At 34.7% G+C, this 10802-nt stretch carries 13 protein-coding genes, 2 tRNA genes and 1 pseudogene; 6 read left to right on the forward strand and 10 right to left on the reverse strand.

Features of this window, described 5'->3' with window-relative positions:
- From ACIPNH_RS02540 to ACIPNH_RS02550, 3 genes and pseudogenes are all read right to left on the reverse strand, one after another.
- Positions 1-283 (reverse strand): annotated as a pseudogene (locus tag ACIPNH_RS02540) (IS4-like element ISWosp8 family transposase); the annotation flags it as partial.
- Positions 284-504: 221 nt separating this feature from the next.
- The gene (locus ACIPNH_RS02545) at positions 505-1368 is read right to left on the reverse strand and encodes a gamma-glutamyl-gamma-aminobutyrate hydrolase family protein (protein ID WP_375138385.1); all 864 of its coding nucleotides are present in this window, start codon (positions 1366-1368) and stop codon (positions 505-507) included.
- Between the two features lie 228 nt (positions 1369-1596).
- Positions 1597-1669: transfer RNA gene (locus tag ACIPNH_RS02550), tRNA-Phe, on the reverse strand.
- Positions 1670-1748: 79 nt separating this feature from the next.
- Here ACIPNH_RS02550 and coaD point away from each other — a divergent pair.
- Both coaD and ACIPNH_RS02560 read left to right on the forward strand, forming a co-directional pair.
- Positions 1749-2255: a pantetheine-phosphate adenylyltransferase gene (gene coaD, locus ACIPNH_RS02555; protein ID WP_400771542.1), complete on the forward strand. Its 507-nt coding sequence runs from the start codon at positions 1749-1751 to the stop codon at positions 2253-2255.
- 68 nt (positions 2256-2323) lie between these two features.
- Entirely contained in the window at positions 2324-2515 is a 192-nt protein-coding gene (locus ACIPNH_RS02560) for a zinc-finger domain-containing protein (protein WP_400771544.1), read from the forward strand.
- A 16-nt stretch (positions 2516-2531) separates the two neighbouring features.
- On the opposite strand, the gene ACIPNH_RS02565 is transcribed toward ACIPNH_RS02560, so the two are convergent.
- Genes ACIPNH_RS02565 through rpsB form a run of 7 tightly spaced genes read right to left on the reverse strand, consistent with a single transcriptional unit; the run spans position 2532 to position 7127 of the window.
- Positions 2532-3158, reverse strand: coding sequence for a phosphatidate cytidylyltransferase (locus tag ACIPNH_RS02565; protein ID WP_264723665.1), 627 nt, complete (start codon positions 3156-3158; stop codon positions 2532-2534).
- Complete coding sequence (uppS, locus tag ACIPNH_RS02570; RefSeq protein WP_182309382.1) at positions 3148-3843, reverse strand: polyprenyl diphosphate synthase; 696 nt, start codon at positions 3841-3843, stop codon at positions 3148-3150. The genes ACIPNH_RS02565 and uppS overlap by 11 nt, the downstream gene beginning before the upstream one ends.
- Before the next feature lie 6 nt (positions 3844-3849).
- On the reverse strand, positions 3850-4113 hold the full coding sequence (locus ACIPNH_RS06675; protein ID WP_039964055.1) for a hypothetical protein: 264 nt from the start codon (positions 4111-4113) through the stop codon (positions 3850-3852).
- A 5-nt stretch (positions 4114-4118) separates the two neighbouring features.
- Positions 4119-4676: a ribosome recycling factor gene (gene frr / locus ACIPNH_RS02580; protein ID WP_264723666.1), complete on the reverse strand. Its 558-nt coding sequence runs from the start codon at positions 4674-4676 to the stop codon at positions 4119-4121.
- A 7-nt stretch (positions 4677-4683) separates the two neighbouring features.
- Entirely contained in the window at positions 4684-5421 is a 738-nt protein-coding gene (gene pyrH, locus ACIPNH_RS02585; protein WP_400771558.1) for a UMP kinase, read from the reverse strand.
- A 16-nt stretch (positions 5422-5437) separates the two neighbouring features.
- Complete coding sequence (gene tsf / locus ACIPNH_RS02590; protein WP_006279981.1) at positions 5438-6298, reverse strand: translation elongation factor Ts; 861 nt, start codon at positions 6296-6298, stop codon at positions 5438-5440.
- Positions 6279-7127: a 30S ribosomal protein S2 gene (gene rpsB, locus ACIPNH_RS02595; RefSeq protein WP_400771549.1), complete on the reverse strand. Its 849-nt coding sequence runs from the start codon at positions 7125-7127 to the stop codon at positions 6279-6281. The genes tsf and rpsB overlap by 20 nt, the downstream gene beginning before the upstream one ends.
- A gap of 191 nt (positions 7128-7318) precedes the next feature.
- Here rpsB and ACIPNH_RS02600 point away from each other — a divergent pair.
- The 4 genes from ACIPNH_RS02600 to ACIPNH_RS02615 all read left to right on the forward strand — a co-directional run.
- A tRNA-Asp gene (locus ACIPNH_RS02600) sits at positions 7319-7395 on the forward strand.
- A 137-nt stretch (positions 7396-7532) separates the two neighbouring features.
- A complete protein-coding gene (yajC, locus tag ACIPNH_RS02605; RefSeq protein WP_264723668.1) occupies positions 7533-7979 on the forward strand; it encodes a preprotein translocase subunit YajC in 447 nt (148 codons plus the stop codon).
- A 32-nt stretch (positions 7980-8011) separates the two neighbouring features.
- Positions 8012-9832, forward strand: coding sequence for a glutamine--fructose-6-phosphate transaminase (isomerizing) (gene glmS, locus ACIPNH_RS02610; RefSeq protein ID WP_400771552.1), 1821 nt, complete (start codon positions 8012-8014; stop codon positions 9830-9832).
- A gap of 191 nt (positions 9833-10023) precedes the next feature.
- Positions 10024-10802, forward strand: a 779-nt coding sequence (locus tag ACIPNH_RS02615; protein WP_400771555.1) for an Rpn family recombination-promoting nuclease/putative transposase, incomplete at its 3' end; no start/stop codon positions are given.

Raw genomic sequence — 10802 nt, forward strand, 5'->3', positions numbered from 1 at the left:
CAACTCAGGTTCATCCTGATAGGCTGTTTGGATGCTTAAATTCTTGAAAGCCTGTATGGCAAATCTTATACCTTGCTTTAGAAAAAGCTTGCTTTGAGGGTACATGTCAATGGCTCCATAAGTTTACATTCTATTCCCAAACTTTTTTTAACTAACTTTAAAATCATAGAAAATACTGTCGAAAAAGCTTGTTCGTGTAAAACTCAACACAATGGATTTTCTGAAAAGTTTTCGAGTATATTGCATTTTTAATTTGTAAGATAAGATCTTTTCCTTTTTGCATGCCTCACCTAAAAAAGACACATTTTAAACTTTTTTGTTGCAATAAAATAGAAACAAAAGTGCTGTCCCTTGCACTCTTTGGATAATTTAATGATAAAAAATTTGGAGAGAAATTTTATACACTATCGCTGATATTTTTCCTTAAGTTGACGCCATTGCCTGAACGGATACATGACAAATCTATCATTTATCAAATCGTCGGTAAGCCTAAAGCTATAGCCATTAAGCACGATAAAGAAAATCATTCATAATCGCTATAGCAACTAGTGTAGACACTTGACGTTCCTTGTGATTTGATAAATAGAGGTTTTTATCTGACTTCACAACAAGGGCTTCTGGATGACTTTGAAAGTGAACATTACCATGCTTATCTTCAATAGCCTCTATTACCCCCTCACTGGAAAATGCTGCAACTTTATATCCAAGTGACTCCAATTTTCTTCTATTTTCTGGTGTATTACCTACTGCTCCTGAATGAGCATCTGGAAAATATGTTGAAAACCAGCCATTTTCATTAGGTATTAGGAATTTGGCTACTACTTCTGCTAAACGACTATTTGGAACGATCTTTATCTGCTGGAGAGGTACATCCTCTTTCTGTGGATTAGGTGCTGATTTTAAATGAGATCTTTGCTTCTCTTCATCACTCACAACACTCACTACTTCAATTCCCTTTGCATTCATTATGCCTTCACATATGCCAAGTAAATGAATTGCAGGGTTATCATCAACTATTTTTACAATTGCTTCAGTAACAAGCTGGCGATAAGGAGTGGGTGCTGAATGTAAATTATCCGGAATAAATATCCTATTTATTTTGTGCTCTTTAATGAATTGTGCAACTTCAACTTTTATTCGGTCTAATGTTAGCTTTTTTGCCAATGTTTTATCTTGTTTTGCGAGATTAAGTGACTCTGTCTGAATTTTTTTAAGGCTAATTATCTTATTATAATCAATCAGTACAGTCTTAACCACAAAGTTATTAAACATCTCATAGATATTTTGAGATAGCCCAAGTTCATGTGCTTCTTCCGTTTTCAACAAACCAACAACTACGTCATTATTTACTGTATTTTCTGCCGTCAAGACAGTTGACGCTGGTTCTTCTTTTCTGGTTACATGTTGAGATGCCGGTTTTTCACTAACGCCAGCATAAGTAATATTGCTTAATAATAGCACTATAATTAATAAGATATTAATTATAGTGCTATAATATCTATACATATAGTTTACCCTCTCAACACTTATATCAATATCATAACATATTATAGAACGTTTTACACCAAAAAGGTAAATTTGGTAAGAAAGAGAAGGTGGCCTGAGCAGGAATCGAACCAGCGACACAAGGATTTTCAGTCCTTTGCTCTACCAACTGAGCTATCAGGCCAACTGTATACTTTTATTTTTAGATAAAAAATGTTATTATGTCTATCAAAAGTTTTTAAAGTAGTTTATAAAAATAAAGGATGAACATTAATGACAAAATAGGAATCTACCCTGGCACATTTGACCCTATAACTTTTGGGCATATTGACATAATCAAAAGAGCGTGTAAACTAGTCGATAAATTAATAATAGGAGTTGCAGAAAACGTTAATAAGCATACTGCCTTTGACACAAAGCTACGCACAAGCATGGCTAAAAATGAAATCAAAGGACTAGGAATTGATGCAGATGTTATATCTTTTAATGGTTTGCTAGTGAAGTTTGCCAAAGAGCAGAATGCTTCTGTTATTATTAGAGGATTAAGAGCAGTGTCGGATTTTGATTACGAGTTTCAAATGAGTTGGGTAAATTATAAACTTCTTCCTGAAATCGAAACCATATTTCTTCCCGCTTCTGAAGATACTCAATTTATCTCATCAAGCTTTGTAAAGGAAATAGCAAGATTAGGAGAAGATGTTAGCAAATTTGTATCAAAAGGTGTTCAAAACGAATTGATTAACCTGAATAGGATAAAAAATGGAGAATAGTGCTTGTTGTTTTTTATTTCTGAATGGGTATATTCAATATATAAAATGTTATAAGCTAAAGGAGCAGCATGTCAAAAGCAAGGGTTAATAATAGAAAAGTTTGTTGTCATGGTGATGAGAATGATGAGGGTTCCGGCCATCCATTAATATATTTAGATATGGGAGAAGAAGAGGAAATAGCCTGCCCTTATTGTGAAAAGACGTTTGTCCATGACTGCACTGTAGAAGCGGTTGGGGAGCTGACTAGGGATGAGCTCTAATGGCACTTCTGCAGACTTAGCTTATGTAAATAGCAATAAGAGGGGCAGTAAAAATGAAACTGTCCATACGGTCGAGCACTCCCCCATGGCCAGGTACCATATTTCCACTATCTTTAACACCGTAAGCTCTTTTAACAAGCGACTCAGTGAAATCGCCAAGTTGCGCTAGAATAGCAATTGCAAGGCCAATGATTGGAGAATAAAAAATTGAAAATAGACCAAAAAATATTGATCCAAAAATTGTGCACACTACTCCAGCTAAAATCGCACCAAGAAGTCCTGTCCAAGTTTTTCCAGGGCTAAGAATTGGGCAAATTTTAGCTCCACCAAAATTCTTGCCAAATAGGTAGGCAGTAACGTCAATTCCCCAAATGGTTAAGACGAACCATACTAATGCGTATTTTCCCTGTGGTAGATTATATAAATATATTAATGAGGCGCTTGGTAGTGCAATCAATAATAATGCAAAAACGTATAAAATTTTATTTCCTTGGGTTAGATTATACCATTCAAAAGAAGATAAAACTGCTATTGAAAAAATCAATAGGTAAAACGATAAATCACTAAAATATGTAGCAAAGGAAAATATGAATAATATTACTATTGAGGACAACATTCTAATTATAAAATTATTATCTACCATATTTTTTCTCTCTTTTTATATAATCTTCTAATGCTTTACTCAAATCTTGACAAGAAAAATCAGGCCATAAAGTATCACAAAAATACAATTCAGCATAAGCTGCTTGCCATAATAAAAAGTTGCTTAACCTTTTTTCGCCGCCAGTGCGAATTAATAAATCCAATTTTGGCAAATCTTTAGTATACAGAAATTTTTCAAATTCCTCTTCTGATACATAAGCAATATTTTCTTTTATAATATTGCTTATAGCTTGTGTAATTTCTTGCTTTGCTCCGTAACTGACTGCCACAGTGAGTAATAAACCATCGTTCTTATGTGTCATTTCTTCTGCTTTTTTAATTTGATCCAATATTTTACTGGATAACAGACTTAAATTGCCAATAAAATTCAACTTAATGTTACAGTTGCAAATGAAATTGACTTTATCTTCATTAGTTAAAACGGAGTAAAATAAATCAAATAGACAGTCAGTTTCGTTTTTGGGTCTAAGCCAATTCTCCATAGAGAATGCATACAAAGTTAAGTAGGGTATGGTTAGGTCCGTACAATACTTGGCAATATCGTATGCAACTTCACTGCCCTTTTTATAACCATCAATTTTTACTCTTCCTTGATTGTTTGCCCATCTACCATTACCATCCATAATAATTGCTAAATGTTTCGGTAAAGATTCTTGATTCAACATTTAAATTTAACCTAATTTTGACTTGAGTGAAATTTTTTGGATTTCAATGGACACCTGGAAGGTGTCAGCTACTTGCATGACAGGAAGAGAGTTACTGTAGTGACACCAATAGTTGATACTTGAATGCAAAATTGGTGTCATCCCAGTGCTCCGACACTGGGATCCAGGAAATTTGATTTCAAACAAGTGCATCAGATAGTTGTATAGTAAAGACTGGATTCCAGTGTCAAGCACTGGAATGACATCATTTGCTATGTAAGCTTTCTCCATATCATTTAGTGATTCAGTATATCCTTTTCTTTGATGGACAATTCACCATCAATTTTTTTTATATTATTATCAGTAATATTTTGTATTTCCTTTTTAGCACCATGAAAATCATCTTCTGAGATTTCTTTATTTTCCTTCATTTTTTCTGTTTCTTCCATAATATCTCTACGTATATTTCTAATGGCAATCCGTGCATTTTCAGCAAACTGATGCAATAATTTCACTAATTTTTCACGGGTTTCTTGTGTCAAGTCCGGAAGAGCTATACGTATGGTGCTACCCTCGACAACAGGATTTAAATTCAAGTTAGCATTTAATATAGCATTTTTCACTTCACCTACAACACTAATGTCCCAAACTTTAATTGATAGGGTTTTGTTATCTATAACCGAAACGCCTGCAACCTGATTTAACTTTTGATGTCCACCATAGATATTTACAACTATACCATCAAGCAACGATGCGCTAGCTCTACCAGTGCGTACACCTTTAATATCATCATGAAAGGACTGAATAGTTTTTAGCATCCTGTCCTTTGTTTTAGTTTTTATTTCATTTAACATAAATTACCTAATGTTTACAATCTGAAACTATAGTATAAGTACCTTGACCCTTAATAATATTGACTATTTTTTCTCCCTTCAAAGAAAAAACTATAATGGGAATAGAATTCTCACGAGCAAGTGAAATTGCTGATGCATCCATAACTTTTAAATCACGAGTCAACAAATCCGTGTAAGAAAGCCTATCATACATTACAGCATCCTCATTTTTTTTCGGATCAGCGGAGTATACACCATTTACTTGCGTACCCTTTAGAATAACATCACAATTCATTTCAACAGCACGTAAAGCTGCAGTTGTATCTGTAGTAAAAAATGGATTGCCTGTGCCTGCTGCAAAAATTACCACTCTACCTTTTTCTAAATGACGAATAGCTTTCCTTCTGATGTAAGGTTCGCATACAGTGGCCATGGGTATTGCAGATAATACCCTAGAAGCTACTAAATTTTTTTCTAAAAAGTTTTGTAAAATTAAAGCATTGATTATAGTTGCAAGCATTCCAATATAATCACTGCTTGCTCTTTCACAACCACTTAAAGACGCAGATGTGCCACGAAAGATATTACCACCACCAACAACAATACATACCTGAACTCCAAGATTACAAACTTCAACTATGCCTTTAGATAACTCACCTATAGTCTCCATATCGTGACCAAATTGCTTTGATCCCATCAAAGCCTCACCAGAGATTTTAAATAACACCCTGGAATATTTTATTTCGCTTTTTTCATTTGTTGAAATAAACATTTTTTGCTATTTAATCTGCATCACCCAAAACAAGTAACTTGTAATTAGAGAGTTTAACAGCACTCAACTCGCTTGATTTTATAAAATCAGAAATCTTCATCTTATCATCCTTTATAAATTTTTGCTCCAGTAAAACAACTTCTTCATAGTACTTAGCCATTCGTCCATCTACTATTTTTTTTGCTACTTCTTCAGGTTTATTTAAGCTCCTCACTTGCTCTTCAATTATAGAACGTTCGTTGTTCAACTTCATTTGATCTAAATCATCTATAGACAAGGCTTCAGGCTTCATAGCAACTACATGCATAGCTATTTGTTTCCCAATCTCTTGTAGCTTCGCCTTATCACCAGATGATTGCAATGCAATTAAAGCACCAATCTTACCTAAGCCATGCGCATCACCATGTACGTAGCCAGCAATAACTCCATCCTTAGCTTCTAAGTAACAAAGCTTGCTTAACTCTAGCTTCTCACCAAGAACTGACGTACCATTCATAATAGCTTCCTGCACTGTGCCAATGCTTTCATACTTGGCATTTTTTAACTCATCAACGCTAGTACAGCGTTCTTGATGAGCAATTGATGCTAAATTTAAAACTAACTCTATAAATTTCTCATTCCTTGCGACAAAATCGGTTTCGCAATTGAGTTCAATCAATACACCACAATTTTCAGTCAAACACATAGCAACGAGCCCATCTGAAGCTACTCTATCAGATTTTTTGTCAGCTTTAGCAAGACCTATTGTACGTAACTTATCAACGGCTTTCTTAATGTCACCATCACATTCTTCTAATGCTTTTTTACAGTCACTTAAGCCAAGCCCTGTTCTATCACGTAATTCTCTTATATCATCTGGATTCATCTTCATTTGTTACTACCTCCCTTTCTTCTTCTTTGTAAACTTTACTACGTCTCCTTTTAGTTTGCACAATACCATCTTCTTTTTCTTGAATAAACTCATCACCCCTTATATCATCAATCTTAACTCCAGATTTTGCTAGACTAGACTCTATTCCAGCTAATATAGAGTCGGTAGCTAATTTACAATAGAGCTCTATTGATTTTCTTGAGTCATCATTTCCAGGTATTAGATAAGTAATACCATCTGGATCAGAATTAGTATCAAGTATTGCAACTATTGGAATTCCTAACTTCTTAGCCTCCTTAACCGCTATATGCTCTTTATTAGTATCAATGATGAATAAGATATCAGGAATTGCTCCAATTTCTCTAATACCGCCAAGCGCCTTATCAAGCTTTTGCTTTTTCTTTTCAATGTTTCCCAATTCTTTCTTTGTTAAAATGCTATCCTCGTCATTTAATATTTTCTCATATTGCATCAAGGTTTTTATCGAAGAAGAAACAGTGCCCCAATTAGTAAGCATACCACCAAGCCAACGATGATTCACATAATATTGACCACAACGAATCGCTTCACTTGCAATAATATCAAAAGCTTGAAATTTTGTACCAACAAATAGAATACGACCACCTTGAAATGCAACGTCATATAAAGCCTTCATGGCCACCTGTAGCAATGGTAGTGTTTTTCGCAAATCAATTATATGTATACGATTTTCTTGATGCACTCCATATATGTATGGAGCCATTTTTGCGTTCCAGCGACTAATTTTGTGACCAAAATGTACACCAGATTCAGCTAAATCACGCACAGTGACTTTAGGCAAATTTGTCATATATCATTCCTCCAAATAGTTTATCTTCCATGGCATAACCCTAATGGGACTACTTGTACAAACCATGTGTGAAATTAAATTATTTACATAGTAATAGAAAAGACAGCAAAGCGCAAACAAAAAATATTGACAAAGGGCAACATGTTTATTAGCTTTAAAGTTGAAGCTCGAAAACGCTAAAAAGAAATTAGGGGGGTGTAGCTCAGTTGGTTAGAGCGCATGCCTGTCACGCATGAGGTCGTGAGTTCAAGTCTCATCACTCCCGCCATATTAGTTTTAGCATAACTTAGAATTCGCAGTATTATTGCCGGTATTGAGAAACGCCTTCACCAAACTTGACATGGCATGGTATTGTAATTAATACTTAAATAGGTTTGTTTTTATCATTAACAATTAGGATTAAATATGCTCATTTCTGAAGTTTTTGCAGCAGATGCAACTAGCAATACATCAAGTATCGGCGCATCTTTTGCTAGTTTTACTCCATTGATTTTAATATTTGTGGTATTTTATTTTCTCATTATTCGCCCGCAACAAAAAAAACTAAAAGAACATAGAAAGATGATAGATCAAATAAAACGTGGTGATACAGTCATTACTTCTGGTGGAATAATAGGTGAAGTTAATAAAGTTGATGAGGCAAATGCACAATTTATAATAGAAATAGCACCAAAAGTTGAGGTGAAAATCCTAAAGTCTGCTATATCTGAGGTTTTAAGCAAAGAAACTCAAAAAGTAGCAGCTAAACCAATTGAAAAAGGCAAAATCGAAAAGAATGATAAAAAGAATAAAAATCAACCACCAGAGGAAAGTAAAAAGGGAAAAGATGATAAAGGCAAAAATGCTACATAACTTTAAAAGAAAGTTCATTTGGTGATCCATTTGTGTGCGGAATATTTGGTGTAGTAAGTAGTGGTGATTCAGTAATACCAACCTTACTAACTGGGTTACAAAAATTGGAATATAGGGGATATGATTCCTCAGGTATAGCAATCATAAATAACGAAGGTAAGATAGAAGTCAAAAAATCAGAAGGTAAAGTCGAAAGGTTATGTGAAGTTGTTGATGACAGCAAGATGTCTCACAGTACAGTTGGTATAGCACATACTCGCTGGGCTACACATGGAGTTCCAGGCCTTAAAAATGCTCATCCCATTCGTACAAATAATGTTGTTGTTGCTCATAACGGCATAATTGAGAATTACAATCTGCTAAAAAAGGGTCTAGAAGAAAGGGGCATGTCATTCCATACTGACACTGACACAGAGATCATACCAAACATGCTAACCTTATATCTCGATGAAGGATTGTCGCCAGTTGATTCTCTATTTAAGTGTTTAAACAACCTACACGGCTCATTTGCCTTGGTCTTATTATTTGCAGAATATCCAGACGCCTTATTTGTTGCGAAGAGAAATTTGCCTTTAGCAATAGGCTATAACTGTAACACAGTGTTTGCTGCATCTGACTCTAATGCTTTAAGTGCATTTGTGGAAAGAATATCGCATTTGGAAGATGATGACATTGCAGTGATAAAATCTAGTGGAGTTAGTATATACAACAATGGTACACAAGTTAAACGCAGTATAGAAAATAGTAGTCCAAGTGATTTTCTAATTAGCAAAAATGGTTACCCTAGCTTCATGCTAAAGGAGATTTTTGAGCAACCGCGTGCATTAAACAAAACAATAAATCAATTTTACAAGCAATATAAAGAGGTAATATTTGCTAACAAAAAATTGTTTTCTGAGCTGAGTTACATTACTATAGTTGGATGCGGGTCATCTTATTTTGCTGGGCTAATAGCAAAGTATTGGCTGGAAAATGTCGCTCAAGTTCGAGTATATCTAGAAACCTCATCAGAATTTAGGTATAGCAACGTCAAGCTGGAAGAAGGCAGCATTGGGTTATTTATCTCTCAATCTGGCGAAACTGCAGATACCATAGAAGCGCTGCGTTATGCGAAATCACAGAAGCAAACAATCATAAGTATAACTAATACATTTAGCAGCAGCATTGAAAAGATCTCAGATATTGTGTTACATACTCTTGCTGGGCAAGAAATTGGTGTTGCTTCAACAAAAACCTTTTCTGCGCAACTTGCAACTTTAGCATGCTTTGCCGTGGAGCTTGGAAAAATAAAAGGTATACTGGGTGGAGAGAGAATAAAACAGCTAAGCAGTGCTATCAATTCTATTCCCGAGTATGTTGAGTACGTTTTGAATGTGATAAAAATACAACATATATCGGGCAGTATATTAGAACACAATAACGTTATTTTAATCGGCAGAGGAAGTTCATACGGAGTTGCAATGGAAGGCGCATTGAAAATAAAAGAGCTTTCATACATCAATACCATTGGTATTGCAGCGGGAGAAATGAAGCATGGTTCTATTGCTTTAATAGACTCTACTGTGCTTGTTATAGCAATTATCCCTTATGATGATTTATTCTTTAAAACGCTATCTAATATACAAGAGATTATTGCAAGAAAAGGCAAAGTAATTGCCTTCAGTGATAAACAAGGAGCGCCATTCCTAAGGGGAGTTTGCGCAGATGTGGTGCAACTTCCAGACACTGATAATTTTATCTCTCCAATCATCTACAGTGTTGCTATGCAATTCCTTGCTTACTTTACTGCAGCAAAAAAAGGGTTAGATGCAGATTGTCCAAGAAATTTAGCTAAGTCTGTCACGGTTGAGTAGTCCATTTAAAGTTAAAGCTAAACTTCTAATTAAGGTAACCAGACTGCATTCTGTGATTTTTAGCAAAACACGATACACAATCGTCATTCCGCTACCTGTTAGCGCCGCGGCGGCATAGCTATCTTCAAAAATATGGTTGAATAATTGTTAATAATAGTGTATAATTATTAATATTTTTAAGCACTTTGGCTATGGCTTTATCTAAGTTTCTCGACCCTAAGCTGGATTTAACCTTTAAAAGAATCTTTGGCACTGAAAAAAATAAGAATATTCTCATACATTTTTTGAATGATATTTTAGGGTTTACCGAGATAAATACTATACAAGAAGTGGAATTCCTCAGTACTATAATGGATCCTGAAATTGCATCTGATAAACAAAGTATAGTTGATGTTCTTTGCAGGGATTCTAGTGGGGCCAGGTATGTGATTGAAATGCAGCTTACTCGCGATAAAGGCTTCGAAAAACGAGCTCAACTATATGCTGCTAAGGCTTACTCAAGGCAAGCTGATAAATCTGGTAAGTACATTGATTTAAAGAAGGTTTTCTTTATTGCTATCTCTAATTGTAATTTATTTCCTGATAAGCTTGATTATATATCCAGCCACACTATAAGAGATGAGAAAACCAATGAGCATGACTTAAAAGATTTTCAATTTGTATTTATTGAACTACCTAAATTTCCTAAGAATAAGGAAGAACAGCTAGAAAGCATAGTGGATCGTTGGTTATTTTTCTTCAAATATGCAGATGAAACTACGGAAGAAGACTTAAGGAAAATAGCAGAAAAAGCACCAATAATAAAGTTAGCCTACGATGAATTAGACAGGTTTAGCTGGAATGAAAAAGATTTAGTAGCTTATGAAGAAAGAATAATGGATCTACGCAAAGAAGAAGCCATTCTTGAATACAGACTTGACCTTGCTACTGAAAAAGGCATCCAAATTGGCGAAGAAAGAGGCATCAAAAT

Origin of the sequence: Wolbachia endosymbiont of Drosophila barbarae, assembly GCF_044752445.1 — a bacterium.
Classification (GTDB): domain Bacteria; phylum Pseudomonadota; class Alphaproteobacteria; order Rickettsiales; family Anaplasmataceae; genus Wolbachia; species Wolbachia pipientis.

Coding starts and splice junctions, on each gene's coding strand:
- coaD (WP_400771542.1), top strand. CDS start 1,749: ATGAACATTAATGACAAAATAGGAATCTACCCTGGCACATTTGACCCT.
- ACIPNH_RS02560 (WP_400771544.1), top strand. CDS start 2,324: ATGTCAAAAGCAAGGGTTAATAATAGAAAAGTTTGTTGTCATGGTGAT.
- ACIPNH_RS02565 (WP_264723665.1), bottom strand. CDS start 3,158: ATGGTAGATAATAATTTTATAATTAGAATGTTGTCCTCAATAGTAATA.
- uppS (WP_182309382.1), bottom strand. CDS start 3,843: ATGTTGAATCAAGAATCTTTACCGAAACATTTAGCAATTATTATGGAT.
- ACIPNH_RS06675 (WP_039964055.1), bottom strand. CDS start 4,113: ATGGAGAAAGCTTACATAGCAAATGATGTCATTCCAGTGCTTGACACT.
- frr (WP_264723666.1), bottom strand. CDS start 4,676: ATGTTAAATGAAATAAAAACTAAAACAAAGGACAGGATGCTAAAAACT.
- tsf (WP_006279981.1), bottom strand. CDS start 6,298: ATGAAGATGAATCCAGATGATATAAGAGAATTACGTGATAGAACAGGG.
- rpsB (WP_400771549.1), bottom strand. CDS start 7,127: ATGACAAATTTGCCTAAAGTCACTGTGCGTGATTTAGCTGAATCTGGT.
- yajC (WP_264723668.1), top strand. CDS start 7,533: ATGCTCATTTCTGAAGTTTTTGCAGCAGATGCAACTAGCAATACATCA.